This window comes from Pseudomonas corrugata, assembly GCF_001269905.1.
In the GTDB taxonomy this organism is placed as follows: Bacteria; Pseudomonadota; Gammaproteobacteria; order Pseudomonadales; family Pseudomonadaceae; genus Aquipseudomonas; species Aquipseudomonas corrugata.
In genome coordinates, this window is the sequence record NZ_LHVK01000021.1 from 1 (window position 1) to 24,227 (window position 24,227).

General features: G+C 65.1%; 6 protein-coding genes. 5 read left to right on the forward strand and 1 reads right to left on the reverse strand.

Features of this window, described 5'->3' with window-relative positions; all coding sequences use genetic code 11:
- The 4 genes from AD665_RS22040 to AD665_RS22055 form a co-directional block, all read left to right on the forward strand.
- Nucleotides 1-5,645: non-ribosomal peptide synthetase (locus AD665_RS22040; protein WP_155514793.1), on the forward strand; the 5,645-nt coding region annotated here is incomplete at its 5' end.
- Nucleotides 5,646-5,736: 91 nt separating this feature from the next.
- Nucleotides 5,737-15,972 (forward strand): non-ribosomal peptide synthetase, encoded by a 10,236-nt coding sequence (locus AD665_RS22045; RefSeq protein ID WP_053193855.1) that lies wholly within the window; start codon nt 5,737-5,739, stop codon nt 15,970-15,972.
- Entirely contained in the window at nt 15,969-19,796 is a 3,828-nt protein-coding gene (locus tag AD665_RS22050) for a non-ribosomal peptide synthetase (protein ID WP_053193707.1), read from the forward strand. The genes AD665_RS22045 and AD665_RS22050 overlap by 4 nt, the downstream gene beginning before the upstream one ends.
- Nucleotide 19,797: 1 nt before the next feature.
- Entirely contained in the window at nt 19,798-21,441 is a 1,644-nt protein-coding gene (locus AD665_RS22055) for a cyclic peptide export ABC transporter (RefSeq protein ID WP_053193710.1), read from the forward strand.
- 190 nt (nt 21,442-21,631) lie between these two features.
- Here the strand turns inward: AD665_RS22055 and fhuF are convergent, their stop codons facing one another.
- Nucleotides 21,632-22,321, reverse strand: a complete 690-nt coding sequence (gene fhuF, locus AD665_RS22060; RefSeq protein WP_080996608.1) for a siderophore-iron reductase FhuF — start codon at nt 22,319-22,321, stop codon at nt 21,632-21,634.
- Nucleotides 22,322-22,515: 194 nt separating this feature from the next.
- Between fhuF and AD665_RS22065 the strand changes: the two genes are divergently transcribed.
- Nucleotides 22,516-24,219, forward strand: coding sequence for an ABC transporter ATP-binding protein/permease (locus AD665_RS22065; RefSeq protein WP_053193713.1), 1,704 nt, complete (start codon nt 22,516-22,518; stop codon nt 24,217-24,219).
- Nucleotides 24,220-24,227 lie beyond the last annotated feature (8 nt).

Below are 24,227 nucleotides of genomic sequence, written 5' to 3' on the forward strand. Positions count from 1 at the left end.
ACCGCCTGTACTGGATGCAGGACGCGTTCCCGATTGGTCCGAACGACCGCGTGCTGCAGAAAACCCCGTACAGCTTCGACGTCTCGGTGTGGGAGTTCTTCTGGCCGCTGATCACCGGCGCCACCCTGGTGGTGGCCCGTCCGGATGGTCATCGCGATCCGGCATACCTCAGCCAACTGATCCAGCAGGAACAGGTCACGACGTTGCACTTCGTACCGTCGATGCTCCGCGCCTTTGTCGAGGAGCCGAGCCTGGTCGACTGCCGCAGCCTGCGCCAGGTGTTTGCCAGCGGCGAAGCGCTGCCGGTGGATCTGGTGCGGCGTTTCATGGGCCAACACCCGGCGGCACTGGTCAACCTGTACGGCCCGACCGAAGCGGCCATCGACGTGTCGGTCTGGCGCTGCTCGGTGGACGACGTAATCGTGCCCATCGGCAAACCCATCGCCAACCTGCGCCTGTACATCCTCGACGAGAACATGCAACCGCTGCCCATCGGCAGCATCGGTGAGCTGTACATCGGCGGTGTCGGCGTCGCTCGCGGTTACCTCAAGCGTCCGGACCTGACCGAGGAACGCTTCCTCGCCAGCCCGTTCGTCGACGGTGATCGCCTCTACCGTACCGGCGACCGCTGCCGCTTCCTGGCCGATGGCAACATCGAATACCTCGGGCGTCTCGATCATCAGGTGAAACTGCGCGGCCAGCGTATCGAACTTGGCGAAATCGACGCTGAGCTGCTGGCGCAAAGCTGCGTTCGCGACGCTGCGACCCTGCTGCTGGACCAACGCTTGGTGAGCTTCTGGTGCGGTGACGCCGACGAGGCTGCCATTCGCAGCGCATTGAGCGACAGCCTGCCCTCGCACATGCTGCCGAGCTTCTTCGTCCAGCTCGACAGCCTGCCTCTGAACAGCAACGGCAAACTCGACCGCAAGGCCCTGGCCGCCACCCCGCTGCCGGAACACCACAGCGACCGGCCGTACACCGCGCCGCGCACTGCCACGCAAAGCGCGCTCTGCGAGTTGTTCAGCGAAGTGCTGGACTGCGCGTCGGTTGGCATCGAAGATCACTTCTTCCAGCTCGGCGGCCATTCCCTGTTGGCGACCCGACTGGTCAGCCGCGTCCGTGAACGCCTGGGGGTTTCCCTGCCGTTGGCGCTGGTGTTCGAACACCCGACGGTCGCGGCCCTGGCCGATTACGTACACGCGGCGACAGCGGACGAATCGATCACCGCGCAGCCGCGTCCGGCGGCACTGCCCTTGGGGCTGGCACAGAAGCGCTTCTGGATGCTCAGTCGCCTGGTGCCGGATTCTCGTGAGTACCACATGCCGTTCGCCCTGACGTTGCGCGGCGAGCTGCAGGTCCGCGTCTTGCGTGAAGCCTTCGAGCAGGTCAGCCAACGCCACCTGGTGCTGCGCAGCCGGATTGTCGAAGTCCAGGGCGAACCGCAACTGCTGATCGACGATCACGGGCCGGCGCTCGCGGTCACTGCCGTTGCCACACAGGATTGGACCACGACCTGCGCCACGGCCCAAGCCGAGTTGATGGCGCCGTTCGACCTGGCTGCCGCCGCACCTTGGCGTGCGCACCTGCTGCAACGCCAGGGCAGTGACGAAAACCTGTTACTGGTGTGCCTGCACCACAGCGCCACCGACGGCTGGGCCATGCAATTGCTCATCGATGAGCTGACCCAGGCCTACGCCGCCGGCCTCGAAGGGCAATCGCCGGGCTGGGCGCCGCTGAAGATCGACTATGTCGACTTCGCCCTGTGGCAACAGCACCCGGACACCCAGGCCCGACGCAATGACAGCCTGGAGTACTGGAAAAAACACCTGGGCCAGGACGACTACCAGCTCGACCTGCCTATCGACCATCCACGGGGCGCCGAAGCCGATCGTCGAGCCCGGCAACTGATCGTCAACCTCGGTGCCCAGCGCGCCGAATCGATCCGCCAGTTCGCCCGCCAGCGCGGCACCACCACTTACGTGGTGCTGGCCTCGGCCCTGAGCGCACTGCTGGCGCGTCACAGCGGCCAGCGCGAGATTCGTCTCGGCACCCCGGCGGACCAGCGCGATCAGCCGCAATCCCAGACGTTGCTGGCCTGCCTGGTCAACACCCTGGTGATCCGCAGCGAAGTCGACCAGCGGGCCCCGGCCGAGCAATTGCTCGCCAATCTCGAAGCCGATCTGCGTGCGGCCCAGGCCCACGCGGACCTGCCCTTCGCCACCCTGGTCGGCGCCGTCGCCCAACACCGCGACCTGAACCGCACGCCGCTGTTCCAGGTGCTGTTCTCCCTTAACTATGGCCGCGTGGACAGCAGCCAATGGCCGGGACTGGAGGTCGAAGAGCAGACGCTGCCGGTGATCGACGCCAAGTTCGAACAGAGCTGGGAAGTCCAGGATGACGGCAACGACATGACCCTGGCGCTGGAATACCAAGCGGCGCTGTTCGACGAGTCGACGATGCAACGCTGGAGCGCGCAGTGGTGTGCGCTGCTGGATGCGTTGGTGGCGGCGCCTGGGCGAACGCTGATCGAGCTGTTCCCGCAGCAGCAGGATCAGCAGCAACTGGACCGCTGGAACGCCACCGAGCGTCACTACAGCGGCCCGACCAACCTGCACACCGCCCTGAGCCAACAAGCCGCCCTCAGCCCCAACGCCCCGGCGCTGGTGTTCGAAGGTCAGCGCCTGAGCTACGCCGAGCTGGATCAACGGGCGCAAGCCGTTGCCCGGGCCCTGCGTGCGGCCGGCATCGGCACCGATGACATCGTGCCGGTGTGCATGGAACGCTCGGTAGACATGGTCGTCGCCCTGCTCGGTATCGTCCATGCCGGCGCCGCCTGGCTGCCGCTGGATCCGGAACTGCCCGCCGGGCGCCTGGCCTTCCTGATCGAAGACGCTGACGCCAAGGTCACCTTGACCCAGGCGCAGTGGTTGTCGCGCCTGCCAACCGGCCATCAGGCCTGGACCCTCGACACCCTGCCCCAGGCTCCGGCGTTCGACCCGATCAGCGTCGCGGCCAGCGACCTGGCCTACGTGCTCTACACCTCCGGCTCCACCGGCCAACCGAAAGGCGTGATGAACGAACACGGCGCCTTGATGAACCGCCTGTACTGGATGCAGGACGCGTTCCCGATTGGTCCGAACGACCGCGTGCTGCAGAAAACCCCGTACAGCTTCGACGTCTCGGTGTGGGAGTTCTTCTGGCCGCTGATCACCGGCGCCACCCTGGTGGTGGCCCGTCCGGATGGTCATCGCGATCCGGCATACCTCAGCCAACTGATCCAGCAGGAACAGGTCACGACGTTGCACTTCGTACCGTCGATGCTCCGCGCCTTTGTCGAGGAGCCGAGCCTGGTCGACTGCCGCAGCCTGCGCCAGGTGTTTGCCAGCGGCGAAGCGCTGCCGGTGGATCTGGTGCGGCGTTTCATGGGCCAACACCCGGCGGCACTGGTCAACCTGTACGGCCCGACCGAAGCGGCCATCGACGTGTCGGTCTGGCGCTGCTCGGTGGACGACGTAATCGTGCCCATCGGCAAACCCATCGCCAACCTGCGCCTGTATATCCTCGACGAGAACATGCAACCGCTGCCCATCGGCAGCATCGGTGAGCTGTACATCGGCGGTGTCGGCGTCGCTCGCGGTTACCTCAAGCGTCCGGACCTGACCGAGGAACGCTTCCTCGCCAGCCCGTTCATCGACGGTGATCGCCTGTACCGCACCGGCGACCGCTGCCGTTTCCTGGCCGATGGCAACATCGAATACCTCGGACGTCTGGATCACCAGGTGAAGCTGCGCGGCCAGCGTATCGAACTCGGTGAGATCGACGCCGCGGTGCTGAACCTGCCGGCCATCACCGGGGCCTGCACCCTGGTCATCGATAACCGGCTGGTGGCGTTCTACAGCAGCAGCGCGGCGCAATCGGGCCTCGACACCCTGCTCGCCGCCGAGTTGCCGGCCTACATGGTGCCGGCGGTGTGGGTCCACGTCCCGACGCTGCCGCTCAACAGCAACGGCAAGATCGACCGCAAGGCCCTGGCGGCCCTGCCCTTGCCGCAAACCCGGAAAGACTACGCCGCGCCGCGCAACGCGCTGGAAAGCCTGTTGTGCCAGTTGTTCGGCGAGCTGCTCGGCGAAAGTCTGACCGGCGGCCGCGAGGTCGGCACCAGCGACAGCTTCTTCGCCTTGGGCGGTGATTCGATTCTCGGCCTGAAGCTGATCTCACGCCTGCGCGAACACGGCTACTCGCTGACGCCACGGGACCTGTTCCGCTCGCCCACCCCGGCGGCGCTGGCCCTGGTGACCACGGCCCTGCTGACCCAGGCCGAACAGGGCGAAGTGACCGGTGCGATGCCATTGATGCCGTTGCACCAGTGGTTCTTCGATCAGCAACAACCCCAGGCCACGCACTGGAACCAGTCCGTGCTGGCCGACAGCGACCGGCGTCTGCAACTGCCTCTGGTACAGGCCACCCTGGATCGGCTGGTCGCTCACCACGACGCTTTGCGCCTGCGCTTCGCCGAGGTCGACGGCCAATGGCAAGCGCAGATCGCTCCCGTAGCGCCTGCGCAACTGACCTGCTGCGAGCACCCGGATCAACTGCTACAGGTCGCGCAAAGCCTGGACCTGCAACACGGCCCACTGTTTGCCGCGGCCCTGCTGGAAGGTGAACCACAGCGGCTGTATCTGGTGGCTCATCACCTGGTGGTGGATGCGGTGTCCTGGACGCCGCTGCTGGAGGATTTCCAACAGTTGTACTCAGGACTGGAGCGCAGCGAACAACCCACCTTGCCGGCGAAAACCACGTCCTACCGCCAATGGGCCGAGCACCTGCACGCCCATGCCGCCAAGGTCGCGGGCGAACAGCGCTACTGGAACGCCCAGGCCAGTGCGAACCGGTCGCCGGTCGCCACGGTGGCCGAGCGCCGGACCCTGTCGGCCCGTTGGGAAGCCACCCGCACCCACCAATGGCTGACCGAGTCCCACGCAGCGTACCGCACGCAACCGGAAGAACTGCTGATCGCCGCCCTCGCCGCGACCCTGGCGGAAACCGAAGGTCGCAGCGACATCGTCGTGGACTTGGAGCGTCATGGCCGCGATGCGCCTTTCGATGGTCTGGACTTCAGCCGCACGGTCGGCTGGTTCACCACGCTGTTCCCGTTGCGCGTCAGCGCCAGCGGTGCCCGTGGCGACCAGGTGCGCAACGCCAAGGAAGCCTTGCGTGCAGTGCCGGGCCAGGGCCTTGGCTACGGCTTGCTGCGTCAACGGGGTGAACTGCCGGCCAGTCATGGCGATGTGCTGTTCAACTACCTCGGACATGAGCAGACGCCCGAGGGCTGGTTGCGCGCCAGCAGCCTGACCCCACCGGCGGACGTGTCGCCGGCCAACCGGGTGACCCATGCTCGCGAAGTGGTGGCGTGGCTGGAGGACGGCGTGTTGCGTGTCGAATGGCACAGCGTCACGCCGGAGGCCGACAGCCGCTTGCCCGCTCGCCTGTTGGAGCACCTGCAAGCGCTGGTCGAGCACTGCCTCGATCCGCAGGCCGGCGCGCTGATGCCCTCGGACTTCCCGCTCGCCAAGGCGCTGAACCAGAAGTCCCTGGACAAACTGCTGGGCAAGCTCAAGACCAAACCGAACTCCCAAAGCCAGTGAGTGGCGCAGCCGCCGCGGGGTCACTGCCTGACCACCGCGGCGCCAGCCCGACACCCACTGTTTTCAAGCCTTTGAAATGGACCAAGCCAGCATGAACAACATCGAAGACATCTACTCCCTTTCGCCGACCCAGCACGGCCTGTTGTTTCACAGTGTCTTTGAACCGGATTCGCGGGTGTACTACCAGCAATTGAGCCTGGAAATGAACGGCCCGCTGCAACTCAACGCCTTTCGCGGTGCCTGGCAGGCGCTGATGCAGCGCCACGCCGTGCTGCGCAGCGCATTTCTCTGGGAAGAGCTGGACGACGCCTATCAGGTGGTGCAGCAGGACGTCGACCTGCCCCTGACTGAACTGGACTGGCAAGACCGCGCCGACCCACAGGCAGCCCTGGAACAATTGGGCCTGGAGCAACGGGCGCAACCCCTGGAGCTGAATGAATCGCCACTGATGCGCGTCTGCCTGGTGCGCCTGGCCCCCGAGCGCTGGCACCTGATCTGGACCTTCCATCACATCCTCATGGACGGCTGGAGCGTCGGCATCGCGGTGCAGGAATGGCTGGCGCTCTACTACGAGCAAGCCCATGGCCGACCCGCCCACTTGCCACCGACCCGCGCCTACCGCGACTACATCGCCTGGTTGGCGGAGCAGGACATGGCGGCTACCGAAGGCTTCTGGCGCGAGCAGTTGCAGGACCTGAGCGAACCGACCCCGCTGCCCAACTTTGCCGTGCGCGAGGCCGCGCCTGCAGGGGCACCTTTCGCCGAGCGGGAAAGCCTGCTGGACGACAGCGAAACCGAGCAGCTGTCACAGTTCGCCCGTCGCCACGACCTGACCATCAATACCTTGATCCAGGGCGCCTGGGCGTTGCTGCTGGGCCAACACGCCGGGCGTGACGACGTGGTATACGGCGTCACCGTCGCCGGCCGCCCGGAGAACCTGGCCGCGGTCGACAGCACCGTCGGCCTGTTCATCAATACCCTGCCGCTGCGGGTGCAGTGGGCCGACAGCCCGGCGCTGGTGGACTGGCTGCAGCAGTTGCAGCACGCCAACAGCGACCTGCGCCACCACGCCTACCTGCCCCTGGGCAAACTCAAGGCGATGACGCGCATCGCCGCCGAACAGGCGCTGTTCGATTCGATCCTGGTGTTCGAAAACTTCCCGGTCACCGATGCGCTGAACCAGGACACCGGCGGCTTGAGCTTCAGCGCCCCGGCCAGCGAGCAGCGGGCCGACGGCATCACCCTGACCCAGGGTCGCAACCACTTCCCGCTGTCGCTGATCGTGATGCCGGACAAACAGTTGCACTACCTGATCAGCTACGACCGCAGCCGCTTCAGCGACGCCGAGGTCGCGGTGTTGTCCGCACAGTTGCGCGCGATTCTGCTGGCGATGACGGCGCAAGCCCAGTGCCGGGTCAACGAACTCGAGTGGCTAAGCCTGGAAGAACGCCAGCAGTTGTTGGTACAAGGGCTCGGCGCGCAACTGCCGGTATCCCAGGACTGCCTGCACCAGCGTTTCGAACAGCAGGTAGCCGCATACCCCGAACAACTGGCGGTACGCGATCGCCAGGTGGCACTGACCTACCGTGAACTCGATCAACAGGCCAACCGCCTCAGCCAATACCTGCGCGCCCAAGGCATCGGCCACGACAGCGTGGTTGCCCTGGCCATGGAGCGCAGTGCCGATTTCGTCATTGCCCTGCTCGCCACCCTCAAGGCCGGCGCGGCGTATCTGCCGCTGGACATCAAGCAGCCCGCCGGGCGCCTGGCTGACGTGCTGGTAGACAGCCGCGCCGCGCTGTTGATCGGCGCCAGCCCTTCACCGCTGCTCAAGGGTCTGGCCGAGCACACGCCGACGCTGTGGCTGACCGAACAGGCCCAGGCCATCGCCGCCCAGCCAGACATGCCACCCGCCGTGGCCCACAGCCCGACCGATGCCGCCTACGTGATCTACACCTCGGGCTCCACCGGCACGCCCAAGGGTGTGGTGGTCGAGCACCGGTCCATCGTCGACTACCTGACGGCGGTGCAAGCCGTGCTCAACCCGCCCGCGGCCGCCCGCTACGGCTTGCTGTCGAGTATCGCCGCCGACCTCGGCCATACCCAACTGTTCGGTGCGCTGTGCAGCGGCGCCAGCCTGTTGCTGGTGGATGAAGACAGCGGTTTCAGCCCACTGGCACTGGCCGAACTCTTCGACCAGCATCCGGTGGATGTGCTGAAAATCACCCCAAGCCACCTCGCCGGCCTGTTGCAGGCACTGCCCGATGCCCGTCTGCTGCCCCGCGCGCTGCTGGTGTTCGGCGGCGACGCCCTCAGCCCGGCGCTGCTGGAACAGGTGAACCGCCTGGCACCGGACTTGAAGGTGTTCAACCACTATGGTCCGAGTGAAGCGACCGTCGGCGCCATCGCGACCGAGCTACCGGCGGGCCTGCGCAGCATCGCCCTCGGCCGGCCGTTGCCGAACCGTCAACTGCGGGTGGTCGACAGCAACGGTCGCCTGGCGGCCATCGGCGTGTCCGGCGAACTGCTGATCAGTGGCGCCCTGGCCCGGGGTTACCTGCACCGGGACGACCTCACCGCCGAACGCTTCCATCTCGACGCGAACGAACAGCGCTGGTACCGCACCGGCGACCGCGTGCGCTGGCAAGTCGACGGTCAAATCGCGTTCCTTAGCCGCGTCGACAGCCAGGTGAAGATCCGTGGCAACCGCCTGGAGCTGGGCGAAGTCGAGGCGCAGATCAAGCGCCTGTCGCCGCTGATCGAGCAGGCACTGGTGCGCGTCGTCGAACTGGACGGCAGCCCGCGGCTGGTGGCCTGGCTGGTCGCCAGCCAATCGATCTCACCCGCCAAACTGCGTAACGACCTCAGTGCCCGCGTACCGGACTACATGGTGCCGGCGCACTTCATCACCCTCGACGAACTGCCCCTCACCCGCAATGGCAAAGTCGACGTGCAGCGCTTGCCGATGCCGCAAAAACCCGCCGACGACAGCGCCAGCCACGTCGCCCCGCGCAACGAAGTCGAAGCGCTGCTGGCCGACATCTGGCAGGACGTCCTCAAGCTTGAACGGGTGGGCGTGCACGACAACTTCTTCGCGCTGGGGGGGGACTCGATCATCAACTTGCAGATCATCGCCCGCGCCAACCAGCAGGGACTGAAGCTCACGCCTCGGCAGTTGTTCGAGAACCGCACCATCGCGGATATCGCCCGGGTGCTGGGGGCCGATGCCAGCCAGGGCGTGGCGGAAAACCTTGCCGATGGCTACGAATTGCCACTGGGCGCGGGCCAACGGGCACGCCTGCAACAAGGCCCACTCGAGGCCACCTGGCGCTGCGTGGCGCTGGCCCAAACCATCGACAGCAACCTGCTGGGCCAGGCGATCAGCGCCTTGCAACACCATCACCAGGCCCTGCGTCTGGCACTGAAAGCGTTGCCCGAGGAGCAATGGCAGCAACGGGTACTGGGCTCGGCCAAGGCACCGATGATCAGCCACGAGAAACTGGCCGTGTGCGACCCACTGCACTTGCAGGCCCTGGCCCAGGCCGGTGTCGACGCGCTTGAACTGGACGCCGGCCAGACCTTGCATGCCTGCCTGCTGGACGTGGCTGGCAAGCCGTCCCTGCTGCTGGCCGCTCACCCCCTGTGCGTGGACGAGGCATCTTGGTCGCTGCTGCTCACCGACCTCAACCTGGCGTTGGCGCAACTGATGTATCACCGGCCGGTGCGCCTGTCCTATACAGGTGGCGATTTCAGCCAGTGGACGCGACACCAGCAGGCACACGCCCAAAGCGATGCCCTGGACGATGCCTGGGAGCACTGGCTGCAGTACGCCGGCCTGGAGCCGCTGCAACTGCCGGAAAGCGAGCAACCCAGCAGCGTGATCGAGCAAACTCTGCCAGCCACCACCTCCAGCGAACTCAAGCGCGTTGCCGAGGTGCTGCAGCTGGACTGGAACAACCTGCTGGCCGCCGCCGTGGTCGAACAATGCCGTGAGCTGGGCGGCGACGGCATGATTGCACTGAGCGTTCAAGGCACCCGCCCCGCCGCCGAGCGCTTGCCTGTCGATGCGCCCATCGCCGTGGCCGACCTCGAACCGGCACGCATCCTCGGCCCGCTGGATCTGGCCGTGCCGTACTTCCTCCAGACCGAAGGCGACAGCTTGCTGCAACGGGTGCAGGCCTTGGTCGCGCAGATGCGCGCCTACCCGCAACACGGCGTTGATTACGGCGCATTGCGTTACCTGTCGGACAACACTTACCTGCAAGAGCCCCTGCGCGATCTGCCGGCGGCAGCGGTCACCATTCGCTGGCTGAGCAACCTCGACAGCCATCGCGAAGCACACGGCATCCTCGCCCAGGTCGAAGCGGCGAACCCGTCGACAGCGTCGACCTGTCCGCTGACCCTCGACGCCTGGTGGCAGGACGATTGCCTGCACCTGCGCAGCCAGGGCGCCCTCGCCGCCAGCTGGGCGCCGCGGCTCATGCAACGCTTGAGCGAACTCGCCGGATTACATACCGCCACCGACCTGCGCCCCGCCAGCCAGGCTTTCCCGCTGTGCCACAAGCAAGCGGCGACCCTGGCGGCCGAGCCTCTGGACTGGTTGAACATCGAAGACGTCTACCCGTTGTCGTCGATGCAACAGGGCATGCTCCTGCATACCCTGCTGCAACCCCACAGCGGCATCTACCTGATGCAGCAACGCTACAGCTGGGACGGCGTGTTGCAGCGCCCGGCGATGGAAGCGGCCTGGCAGTTGTTCCTGCAACGGCACCCGATGATGCGCACCGCGTTCTGGTGGCAGGAAGACCATGAGCCGCTGCAATGCGTCTACCGGCAAACCCATCGGGCTTTCGACTGGCAGGACCTGCGCCATCTCGATGAAGAGCAGCAGCGCCTGGCGATGGACCAGGCCCTGGAAGCGCAACGCCTGCAAGGCTTCGACATGGCCTGCGCGCCGCTGACCCATCTGCGGGTGTTCCAACTCGATGAGCGCCGCTTCGCTGTGGTGCGCAGCTTCCACCATATCCTCACCGATGCCTGGTGCTTCGGTTTGTTGATGGAAGACCTGCTGGCGATCTACCAGGCCCTCGTGCGCCAGGAGCCCGTGGCCCGTCCGCGCCTGCGTTCGTTCCGAGGCTACATGAGCTGGCTGGAGCGCCATGACATGGCCGCCGCGCACGCCTTCTGGCAAGCGGAAATGGCCGGTTTCAGCGAGCCGACGCCGCTGCACGTGGACAGCCCCGTGGCCCGCCCCGAGCAGGCGCCGGAGCAGGTCGGCGATTTCGACCAGACCCTGAGCATCGCCCAGACCCAGCGTTTGCAGCAGTTGTGCCAGCAATACCAACTGACCCCCAACACCTGGATCCAGGGCGCCTGGGCATTGTTGCTGTCGCGCTACAGTGGCAACCGCGACGTGCTGTTCGGCGTCACCGTGGCCGGTCGCCCGACCGATCTGGCCGGTGTGGAGGAAATGGTCGGGCTGTTCATCAACAGCCTGCCGCTGCGGGTCGATGTCGACCCACAAGCGCCGGTCGCCGACTGGCTGCAAGCGCTGCTGTCGCACAACGCGCAATTGCGCGAGCACGAAAGCGCATCACTGGTGGACATCCAGCGTTGCAGCGAAGTCCCCCGCGGCCAGCAGTTGTTCGACAGCCTGGTGGTGTTCGAAAATGCCCCACTGGACATCAGCAGCGTGCAACTGGATGCCTTCAGCATCGACATCTACGAAGACCGGGTGCATACCAACTTCCCGATGACGGTGGTGCTGTACCCCGGCGACCGCCTGGGCATTCGCCTGTCCTATGACAGCCAGCGCTTCAGCACCGACACCGTGCAGCGCATGCTCGGTCATCTGGTGCAACTGCTGTCGAGCATGCTCGATCAGCCGCAAGCGCCCCTGGGCAGCCTGCACATGCTCCCCGAAGCGGAGCGCCAGCAGCTGCAGATCGAGTGCAACCGCAGCGCCGTGGACTTCCCGCTGGAGCGCGGCTACGCGGCGCTGTTCGCCGATCAGGTGCAGCGCCGTGCGCAACACCTCGCCGCGGTCTGCCAGGGCCAATCGCTGACCTACGCCGAACTGGATCGCCGCGCCAACGCCATCGCCCACTCGCTGCAAGCGTCCGGCGCCGGTCCTGAAACCCTGGTGGCGCTGTTTGCCGAGCGTGGCCTGGCCTTGCTGACGATGATGATCGCCACGCTCAAGGTCGGCGCCGCGTTCCAGGCCCTGGACATCCAGCAACCGCCCGCCCGCCTGGCGGAACTGCTGAACCTCGGCGAAGCGCCGCTGCTGCTGGTCTGCGAGCACGCGACAGCGACGCTGGACAACGTCCTGCCGCAGATGAACCGGCAACCCACCTGCCTGATCGCCCAAGCGCTCTGGCAAGGCGGCGAACGAGCACCGGTTACGTATTCGCACAACCCTGACCAACTGGCCTACGTGATCTTCACTTCGGGCTCCACCGGCACGCCGAAAGGGGTCATGGTCGAACAACGAGGGATGCTCAACAACATGTTCGGCAAGGTGCCGAGCCTGGGCCTGGGCGAGCACGACCGGATTGCCCAAACGGCGTCCGCGGCGTTCGACATCAGCGTGTGGCAGTTCCTCGCCGCACCATTGTTCGGCGCCACCGTGCATATCCTTCCCGATGCCCAGGCCCACGACCCGGTGGCCCTGCTCGACGCCGTCCAGGAACACGGGCTGACGCTGCTGGAAACCGTGCCGGCGCTGATCCGGGGCATGCTCCAGGAGAGTCAGGCGCATCACGACCTGGCGAGTTTGCGCTGGTTGCTGCCCACCGGCGAGGCGTTGCCACCGGCTCTGGCCCGGGATTGGTTCGCGCGCTTCCCGGCCATCCCTTTGATGAACGCCTACGGCCCGGCGGAATGCTCGGACGACGTCGCCTTCCACCCGATTACCGAGGCGCCGACCGACGACTGCCTGCACATGCCCATCGGCAAACCCACCGCCAACAACCAGGTGTTCGTGCTGGATTCGGCGCTGCGCATGGTGCCCCTCGGCGTTCCCGGTGAGTTGTGCATCGGCGGCGTCGGTGTGGGTCGCGGTTACCTGCGTGACCCGCAGCGCACCCAAGAAGCCTTTGTCCCGCACCCGTTCCAGGCGGATACACGCCTGTACCGCAGCGGCGACATCGGCCGGATGCGCGCCGATGGCGTGATCGAGTACCTCGGCCGTCGCGACCAGCAAGTGAAGATCCGTGGTCACCGTATCGAACTGGGCGAGATCGAAAACCGCCTGATGCAGCATCCGGCGGTGGACAGCGCCGCCGTCCTGGCGCTGCCCGATGCCCGGGGTGCCTTGCAACTGGTCGCCTGGTACGTGCTCGACAGCACTGCCGACCTGGGCGGCGAATCCGCGCAACAGCTGCTGAGCGCTTACCTGGGCACGCAACTGGCGCACTATATGGTCCCGGCCCGCTGGCTGGCGCTGGAACAATTGCCGTTGAACGCCAACGGCAAGGTCGACCGCCGAGCCCTCGCCGCCAAAGGCGTGCCTCAGACCGAGACCACCGATGAGCTGTGCGTGGCACCGCGCACCGCCACCGAGCAGGTCCTGGCAGAACTCTGGCAGGAGATCCTCGGCCTGGACAGCGTCGGCGTGCACGATGACTTCTTCGCCATCGGCGGCCACTCGCTGCTGGCTACCCAAGTGTTGTCGCGGATCCGTCGGCGCCTGAACGTCAGCCTGCCGCTGCGCACGCTGTTCGAACGCGGCACCCTGGAGCAACTGGCCGCAGCGGTCGATCAGCAGCGCGACACCCAGGTCGCGGCCGAGGGCGACAACGAAATCGCCCTGGCGCCACGTCACCAGCCACTGCCGTTGTCCTACGCCCAGCAGCGCTTGTGGTTCCTCGATCGCTTCGAAGGCCCGAGTGCCGCCTACAACATGAGTACGGTGGTGAGGTTGCGCGGGACACTGGATATTCCGGCGTTGCAAGCGGCATTGCAGACCGTACTGGAGCGCCACGAGTCGTTGCGCACTGCCTTCCACCTCAACGGTGACCAGCCCTGCCAGGTGATCAGCCCGGCACCGCGGGTCGACCTCACGCCGACCGAGTTGGGTCAACTGGCCGGCGAGGCGCAGGCAAGCACAATGCAACGCCTGATCGACGAGCAGGCCGGCACTCCATTCGACTTGCAACAGGCGCCGATGCTGCGCGCCAACCTGCTGCGCCTGGGCACGGACGATCATGTGCTGCAATTGGTGCTGCATCACATCGCCACGGACGCCTGGTCCATGGGCATCCTCGTCCAGGAACTGATCGTCGGCTATCAGGCGTACACCAGCGGTTCGACGCCGGCCCTGCCGGTGCTGCCGGTGCTGCCGGTGCTGCCGGTGCTGCCGATCCAGTACGCCGACTATGCCTACTGGCAACGCAGCGAAGCGCAGCAGCGCCTGTTGGCCCGGGCCATCGACTACTGGCGCCGGCAACTGCACGGCGCACCGACGCTGATCCCGCTGCCGCTTGATTGCCCACGCCCGGCACGTCCCGATTACCAGGGCGCGGCCCTGGAGCAACGGTTCAGCCCGGCCCAGACCCGGGTGCTCAAGGCGTACGCGCAAAAGCAACGAGCGACGCTGTTCATGGTCCTGCTCAATGCTTTCAACAGCCTGATGCAGCGCGCCACCGGGGCCAGCGATTTCATCGTCGGCACCGACCTGGCCAACCGCGAACACCCGGCCCTGGAACACCTGATCGGGTTCTTCGTCAACGTGCTGCCGATCCGCGCGCGACTGAGCGAAGGCGACACCTTCGACGCTCGCCTGCAACGCTTGCGTGAAGATTGCCTGTCGGCCTTCCAGCATCAGCAAGTGCCATTCGACAAGCTGGTGGAAGAATTGCAACCGCCGCGCACGCCGGGGGTGAACCCGCTGGTCCAGGTGCTGTTCGTCATGCAGAACACGCCAAGCGGCAATGCCAACCTGTCGGACCTTGAGGTGGAACACCTGGTATCGCGCCAGGAGAGCAGCAAGTTCGACCTGGCGGTGTTTGTCGAGGAAGACGAAGAACAAGGCCTGAACGTACGCTGGGTGTACCGCACCAGCGTATTGCAGGAAGCGACCGTCCAGCGTTTCGAGCAAGGCTTCGAAAGCCTGGTCGAGCAGCTTGCCTCAGCTTCCGGGCCGGCACTGGACCACTGGTCCTGGCGGCTTGAGGAAGGCCAGGGCAGCACCGCGCCCGCCCTGCCCGACTCGCCCGCCGACGACGCCACGGCCCGCAGCGCCCGCAAGCTTTCCAAGCTGAGCAAGCTCAAGCAGACCCGCGCCACCGCCGTCAGCCAGCTGGCCCACGAACAGGTGCGCAGCCGCAGTCTGATCCCTGGGCAACCCCTGCCGTTGGTGATCGAGCCGTTGCTGAGCGACCTGGATCCGGTGCACTGGGCGCTGCAAGCCCGGGAATGGATCAACGGGCAATTGCGCACCCACGGCGGCCTGTTGTTCCGTGGCTTCAACCTGCCGGACGCGGCCGCATTCGAACAGTTCGCCCAGGCCATCGAACCGGACCTCTATGGGACTTACGGCGATCTGCCGAAAAACACCTCCGGCAAGAACATCTACCATTCCACGCCGTACCCGGAACAACACATGATTCTCTTCCACAACGAGAGCTCGCACCTGCCGCAATGGCCGCGCAAGCAGTGGTTCTATTGCGAGACACCGTCCCCCGTAGGCGGCTGCACACCCATCGTCGATTGCCGGCAGGTACTGGCGCGGTTGCCGAACGACATCGTCACCCGCCTGAAAACCCACGGCCTGCTCTATGTACGCCACTTCACCGACAAGCTGGACGTACGCTGGCAGGACTTCTTCAAGACCGAACAACGCGAGGACGTCGAACGCCAATGCCGGGCATCGGGCATGCGTTGGGAATGGCTGGGGGCCGATAACCTGCGTATAGCCCAGCACTGCCCGGCGATTGTCGAGCATCCCGACACCTTAGAGCTGTCGTTCTTCAACCAGGTGCAACTGCACCACACCGCCTGCCTGGAGCCTGAAGTGCGCAGCAACCTGATCAATCTGTTCGGCCCGGAGCACCTGCCGCGCAACGTCTACTACGGCGATGGCAGCGTGATCGAAGATGCGGTGATGGACGTGATCGGCGCGGCATACGAGGACTGCGCCGTGCGATTTACCTGGCAAAAGGGTGACATGGTGATGCTCGACAACATGCTGGTGGCCCACGCCCGGGACCCCTTTGAAGGCGAGCGCAAGATTTGTGTTGCCATGGGCCAGATGATGCGCCGCGAACAGCTGACGGGGCATCTGCCCCAAGCGCAGCCGCTGCCGGTGGCGGAGGTGCTGGCATGACGGCTTACGAAAAGCGTGAAGAAGCCTTCGCCCTTTCGCCACAGCAGCGCAGCCAGTGGCTGGGTGGGTTGCCGCCGGTAAGGCTGGAACTGGAAATTCGCGGTGAGTTGGCGCTGGAGCGCCTGCAACAACGGCTCGCCGCGTTGAGCGCTTGTCACGAAGCCCTGCGCTTGCGGGTGCGGCCGGAGCCGGGCTTGCTGACGCCGTTGCAGGTCATTGAATCCACCGTCACCGCAGCCAATGGGATCACCGTCGAGGTGCCATCGATGGAGGCCGACCGGCACCGGGTCGTGCTGCAACTGCCGGCGCTGAGCGCGGACCGCGGGACCTTGCTGCGCCTGGTGCAGGCACTGGCGTCGGTGGAGGCACCGGCGTTCGACGACGAAGCCATGACCTACACCCAGTACAGCGCCTGGTTGTACGAATTGCAGACCGACGACGATGCCGAGCAGGGCCGGCGCTTCTGGGCAACCCAGGCGCTGGACGAATCGGCCGGCGAATTGCTCTACCGCCAGGTACGCAGCGATCGCGCCGATACGCCGGTGACCACCCGCCTGATCGCCACGCCACAGCTGGGCATGGCCCTGGACCGTTTTTGCCAGCGTCATGGGGCCTCCCACGAGCAGGTGCTGATGGCCGCCTGGGGCGTCCTGTTGCAGCGCTTGAGCAGCGGCGACAGCCCGGCGCTGACCCTGAACTGGGTCCACGATTGCCGCGACGACTATGAGGAACTCGCCGACTGCTGGGGCCTGTTCGCCAAGCCCCTGCCCTTGCGTTGGGAAGCGGCTTCCGAGCACTCGTTTGCCCAAGCGCTGGCCAATCTGCAGACGCTCTGCGAACACGCCACCGAATGGCAGGAATATTGCGGCGTCAGCACTGCGCAGACGGCCGAAGCCTCGCATTACGGCTTTCAATGGGGTGCTCGCCTGCCTGGGCCACTCGGTGTCTTCGGTAGCAGCGCATCGACGCTTGCCGTGCTGGACCTCCAAGCTGTCCCGTCGGGCATGGAACTGCTGCTGGTGGCCGAAACCATCGGCGGCGACTATCGCCTGAACCTGTCTCACCCGCCGAGCCGCTACAGCGAACAGGCCGCCACGACACTGCTGGAACAGTTGCAGTCGCTGCTGCTCGATGCCCTCGCCAACCCGGACAAACCACTGTCGCAACTGTCGCTGCAGGCGCCGGGCTTCGCGGCGACGCTGGCCGCCTTGCAGCCCTCACTCGACGTGCCGCCGGTGTTTACCAGCGTGCCGGAGCGCATCAGCGCATGTGCCGCGCAGTTCCCCGGGCACCTGGCCCTGCGCGACCACAACGGTCATTTGAGCTATGCCGAACTGGACGCACGCAGCAACCAACTGGCCCATTACCTGCGCGCACAGGGTGTCGGCCGCGAGGACCGCGTGGCGTTGTACCTGGATCGCTCGATGCAAATGGTGCTGGCCATACTCGCCGTGCTCAAGAGCGGCGCAACGTTCATCCCGCTGGATGCCCAGCAGCCCGCGCAACGCTCCCTGGCGATCCTGCAGCAGGCGCAACCGGCCTTCGTCCTCAGCGGCGCGGCCGGCAACGCACCCGCCCTGCCGTCCGTCGTCAGCCTCGACCTGCGTAATGAAGCCGCCTGGCAACAAGGGCCGACGAGCGCACCGGACTTCGACATCCAACCCCAGGACGCAGCCTACGTGCTGTTCACCTCGGGCAGCACCGGCACGCCCAAAGGCGTCATCGTTGAACACCGTCAGCTTGGCAGCTATGTCGCCAGCGTTTCCCAGCGCCTGAAACTCATGGCGGGCGAGCGCAGCGCAGTGGTTACGTCGCTGGCGGCCGACCTCGGCTACACCCTGCTGTTCCCGGCATTGCTCAGCGGCGGCGAATTGCACCTGCTGGACAAGGAAACCGCCATGGACGCCCAGGCCTGGGCTGCGTGGCAGATGCAATACCCGATCGATCACCTGAAGATCGTGCCGTCGCTGCTCGATGCCTGGTTGATCCATGCCCAAAGCGCTGCGGTGCTGCCGCGCAAACAACTGATTCTCGGCGGTGAAACCTGCTCGCGGCGCCTGCTGCAGAGCATTCGCAGCCACGCGCCGGCACTGACGATCTTCAACCATTACGGCCCTACCGAAACCACGGTCGGAGTGGTGATGCACGCTGTCGAACCGGCGGTGGACTATCGTCGCCTGCCCCTCAGCGACCGTCTCGACGGCATGCGCCTGTACTTGCTCGACGACCAGCAGGCCCTGGCCGCTCCCGGCCAAAGCGCCGAGCTGTATATCGGCGGCCCGCAACTGGCACGGGGCTATCTGGACCCACAACAAAGCGCCGACCGCTTTATCGAACTGCCACAATGGCCAGGCGAATGCCTGTATCGCACCGGCGACATGGCCCGTTATCTTCATGACGGCAGCCTGGAAATCACCGGGCGCGCGGATCGCCAGGTGAAAATCCGCGGCTTTCGCGTGGAACTCGACGAGATACAGGCGCAATTGACCCGCCTGCCCGGCGTTGCTCAAGCCGCCGTGGAATGCATCCCTCGGGGCGAGCTCGGCCAGCAACTGTTCGCCTTCATGACCCTGGTGCCCGGGCATTCGACCAGCGTCGCCCGGCTGCACGGCCAGGCCCAGGACTGCCTGCCGGACTACATGCTGCCGACCTTGCGGATTGTCGAGGCACTGCCGCTGATGGGTAACGGCAAGCTCGACCGCAAGACGTTGCAGCAATGGGCGGACAAGGTGCTCGACACGGTCGGCAGCGCCCTGCCGCGCACCCCGCTGGAAGCCTTGCTCGCCGACGTCTGGGCGCAAGTGCTGGGCCTGGAGCGGGTGGGTATCGACGATGACTTCTTCGAACTGGGCGGCCACTCCCTGGCGGCGGTGACGCTTGCCAGTCGCCTGCAGACCGCGTTGTCGGCACCGGTGACGGTCAATGCGGTGTTCAACGCCCCCAGTGTCTCGGCCTTTGCCGCGCTGGTGCAGGCCGAGCTCAAGCTCTCGCCGCTGGTCAGGTTGTCGGCGCTCAACGTCGAAGCCGCCAATCTGTTCTGCTTCCACCCGTCCACCGGCCATGTGCAGGACTACCGCACGCTGCTGGCCCCTCTGCAATCCTGGAACCTCTGGGGTTTGCAGGCGGCCTACCTGGCCGAGAACAGCACCGCGCTGGACGGCAATATCGAGAGCCTTGCCGCGCTCTACGTCGAGCACCTGCGCCAACAGCAACCCCACGGCCCCTATCACCTGCTGGGCTTCTCCCTCGGCGGACTGCTGGCGATTGCCGCGGCCGCGCGCCTGGAAAGCCAGGGCGAGCAAGTGGCCTTTCTCGGCATCATCGACTCGCAATACCAGCATCAGGCGCCGGAAGACAGTGTCGAAGCGCTGCTGGAGTCGGCTTCTCAGGCGCTGACCCTGGACAGCCAGACGCTGATGCGTCAGCTGCCGCCGCCCATCATGACCGCGTTGACCGCGCAACTGGGCGCCCTGCCCCCCGCGGCACGCCTGGCGGAACTGGTGCAGTGGGCTCGCCAGCAAGGCCTGCAACTCGATGGCGACAGTTGGGAACACCTGCAAACGCGGTTGCGCTACCAGCAACACACGCAGCACCTGCTGGCCAGCTTCAAGCCTGCACGGTTAAGCTGCCCGGTTCATGTCTGGTGGGCCAGCGACACCCTGGCCCAGTCTGAGTTCGTCGACCCGCATTGGGAACGCCTGAGCAGCGGGCCGCTGACCCGCGAAGTCGTCCAGGCGCAGCACCTCACCATCCTCGAGCAAGGCGCCCTGCACCAACAATTGGCGGCGCGTCTCGAGACATTTGCGACACACGGAGCGGTTTGAAATGGATCTGTTGTTACTCATGGCTAAACGCTCATGGCGCGCACTGCTGGTGGCGACCTTGACGGGCCTGATCTGCGGCCTCGCCGCGGCCGGGCTGATCGCCAACATCAACCACAGCCTGACGGTGTTCGATCAGTTGCGTCCGGTGGACGGCCTGTACTTCGGTGGCCTGGTGGTGCTGGTGGCGATATCGCGGGTGATCTCTGATGTCAGCCTGCTGCGCCTGGGCCAGGCGGCAGTCAACGACATGCGCCTGCACCTGAGCGCCAAACTGATCGACACGCCCTACGCGCAGCTGCAACGCCTGGGCAAGCACCGCCTGCTGGCGATGCTGACCGACGATACACAGACCATCAGCCAGGCGGTGGAGCTGGTGCCGATCCTGCTGGTCAACGCCGGGATCATCGCCGCGTGCCTGGCCTACCTGGGCTGGCTGAGCCTGCCGCTGCTCGGCTTGACGATGCTGTTGATCGCCCTGGGCAGCCTCAGCTTCAACTGGCCGCAACGCCGGGCCTTGACTTCGATCTCCCGTGCGCGGGAGCTCAAGGACCAGTTGTTCGACCAGTACCGCCTGCTCACCGACGGCAGCAAGGAACTGCAACTCAACCACCCGCGCCGGCAGCACTTCTTCACACGCCTGCTGATACCGGTGAGCCAGCAGTATCGCCGGGACTTTGTACGGGGCATGAGCATCTACGCCCTGGTGCTGAACTGGGGCAATGCGGTGTTCTATCTGCTGATCGGCGTGGTGCTGTTCGCGGCGCCGCAGTTCATTGACCTGAGCGCCAGCCTGGTGACCGGCTATATCCTGGCGATCCTGTACATGATCACGCCGCTGTCGGAACTGATGCACGCCTTGCCGACCCTGGGCCGGGCCAGCGTGGCGCTGAACAAGATCCGCGCCCTGGAAGGTGAGATGCAAACCGCTGAGGAAGCCGTCGGGACGATCTCGCCGACCCAGGTTCGCAGCCTGGTGTGCCGGCAGGTCAGCCATACCTACTACCGCGAGCGCGAGGACGGTCATTTCACCCTCGGCCCCATCGACCTGACGTTGAATGCGGGCGAGGTGGTGTTCATCACCGGCGGCAACGGCAGCGGCAAGACCACGCTGGCCTTGTTGCTGACGGGCCTCTACCGGCCGGAAGGCGGCGACATCATGCTCGACGAGCAAGTCTCCTCAAGCAATGACAACCACCACTACCGCCAGCACTTCTCGGCGATCTTCACCGACTTCTGCCTGTTCGAGAACCTGTTCGACGGTGATGATCCGCAACTGGTGAAGCAGGCCCAGGACTACCTGATTCACTTGCAGCTGGATCACAAGGTGCACATCGAGGAAGGCAAGTTGACGACGCTGGCGCTGTCCACCGGGCAACGCAAGCGCCTGGCGCTGCTCAGCGCCTACCTGGATGATCGTCCATGCTATCTGTTCGACGAGTGGGCAGCCGACCAGGACCCGGTGTTCAAGCACTTTTTCTACACCCGGATCCTGCCGGACCTGCGCGAACGCGGCAAACTGTTGATCGTCATTTCCCATGACGATGCCTACTTCGGCCTGGCCGACCGGCTGATTCGTATCGAGCATGGCCAGCTCAGCGAAATCACGCCCCAGGCCGTTGCGAAGACGCCGGCCATGCTGTCCTGAAGCAGTCGATAGACCTGTGGCGAGGGGATTCATCCCCGCTGGGCTGCAAAGCAGCCCCAAAGCCCTGGTACTCGATATCAAGTGGATTGAGTCACCTATGTTGGGGCTGCTGCGCAGCCCAGCGGGGATGAATCCCCTCGCCACAGGTTCATCGTTTTTCTTAAGTGAACAGCATTACCCTCTAACGGGCTCATGCATCTTCATAGATGTAATGCAGGTAGCTCACCTGCTCCGCCAGGGGCAGGCGATGCAGTTTGGGGCAGGACTCGCAGAGCACCGGCGGCTGGCCTTCGACGGGTTCGTGCAGTTGGTAATGCAGGCAGCAATGCCGGCGCAAGGGCAAACACGGGCAGATCTGCGGCGCGGGTGATTCGACCATGCGTTGCAGGCCCCGCAGCTTCAGGCGCCCGTCATTCACTGTGACCGGTTCCAGCCACTGGTGCGCCTCGGCGAACCCATCCCGGGACAGGTCGGGGTCCATTCGCGCGAACGCACCATCCCAGATGGCAACCATGTTGCCCCACAGTATCTTCGGCGCCAGCCCTCCGGCGGCGGCCAGGGTCGCGAACAGCGGTGCCAGGTGCTCGTGGACCAACCGCGACCAGTAGGCCGCGCGCTCGTCCTGGCTCAAAGCCGGTAGTCGGCTTGCCAGCCCCAGGGCCGAAGGCTGACCGTCATCGTGCAACAGCACCGCCTCTTCGCCCCAGAAATCGATGGCGCTGTGGCGGGTCAACACACAGGCCAGGGTCGCTGGCAGGACGATGCTCATGTAGTTCATCGACCATTGCGACGCCACGGCGGCGCGATTCACCCCCGGATAACGCAGGGCGAAGCGGGCCAGCAGCGGTTGCAGCACCTCAGGATCGGCAAGTCGGCTCAACGCAACGGAGGGCTGCTCGCCAGCCCCCTGCCGGATCACCCGCTGTATCGGCGGCCAGGCCTGGCTGAGCCATTCTGGAAATTCGATGACGGGTCTCCCTTTCCCTATTTAATGCAAACGATTAGCATTGGCTGATCCTATCCTTCCTCATCTGCAAACTCAACGTCGTCAGCGACCGGGCTTACCAAGACCACATGCACACACTCCGCACTTTCTGGCGTCTCGCGCGGCCTTTCTGGACATCCGAGGAAAAGTACCCGGCCCTGTTGCTGCTGTTGGGCACCGTACTGATGACCCTGTGCCTGGTGGGCATCAACATTCTCAACAATTTCTGGAACCTGCATTTCTACAACGCCTTGCAGGCTCTGGACTATCACGGCTTTCTCGTCGGCAGCCTGCAATTCATCCTGCTGCAGGTCGGCATGGCCGGGTTTACCGTGGGCGCGTTCCACTTCCAGCAGAAGCTGACCATACGCTGGCGCCGTTGGGCCACCCGGAACATGCTCGACCAATGGCTGGGCAGCCAGCGCTACCAGAAGCTGAAACTGACCGAGACCGAAGTCGATAACCCCGACCAGCGGATTGCCGAGGACATCGACCTGTTTATCGTCAAGTCGTTGAAGTTGAGCCTGGGAATGTTGACCTCGGTGGTGTCGCTGTTCTCTTTCCTGAATATTCTCTGGCAGGCTTCGAACCTGGTCAGCGTGCCGTTCGACGACCAGTCGGTGGTCATTCCGGGGCTGCTGGTGTGGATCGCCCTGGTGTATGCGCTGTTGGGCACCGGCATGGCGTTCTGGCTGGGGCGCGCATTGCCAAGCCTCAATTTCATGCAACAACGGCGTGAAGCGGATTTTCGTTTCTCGCTGATTCGCCTGCGAGAAAACGCCGACTCGGTAGCCCAATACCGTGGTGAGAAGGTGGAGAACGAACGCTTCAATCAACGCCTGGAGGCGGCACTGGAAAACTTCTGGGCACTGGTCAAGAAGCAGAAACTGATCATGGGCTACTCGACCTTTTACCTGCGCAGCGCCACGGTCATTCCCATGTTCATCATGGCACCGCAGTTCTTTGCCGGCGCGTTCCCCTTGGGTCGCCTGACACAGATCAGCGCAGCCTTCGGCGAAGTCCACGCGGCCATCGCCTATCTGGTCAGCGTGTTTCCGGAGCTGTCTGAATGGAAGTCGGTGATCGACCGTTTGAGCGGCTTTCAGGAGCGCCTGGACAACCTCGAGGTGAAGTCCGGGGTCCGGCTCGAACAAAAGGCCAGCGGCCTCGATATCAAGGATCTGGACGTCTGGTTGCCGAACGGCCGCCAATTGTTCAAAGGCTTCAACCTGTCACTCAGGCCAGGCGACAGCCTGATGATCAGTGCACCGTCCGGTTATGGTAAATCGACCCTGCTCGGCACGATCAGCGGGCTTTGGCCCCATGCTCGCGGCACCAGCAGCTATGACCATGAGCGGGCGCTGACCCTGTCGCAAAAACCCTACCTGCCACTGGGCTGCCTGCGCGAGGCGCTCTGGTACCCCAACCCGCCACGACGCGAAGAAGATGCCGCGCTGCTCCAGGTGATGGCGCAGGTCGGCCTGCAACACCTGGGCGATCAACTGGATGAGGAAAGGGATTGGGCCCAGACCCTCAGCGTCGGCGAGCAGCAACGCTGCGCGTTCGTCCGCGCCCTGCTGGCCCGCCCGACAGTGCTGTTCCTCGACGAGAGCAGCTCGGCACTGGATGCGACCAACGAGCTGCGCTGCTATCAGTTGCTCAAGCAGACGCTGCCGGAGACGATTCTGATCAGCGTCGGGCATAACGCCTCGTTGGAGCACATTCATTGGCAAGTCCTGGAACTCAAGGATGAGGCACGGTGGGTGCATCGCAAGGTCAGGCAAGCAGTGTGAAGCCGTGA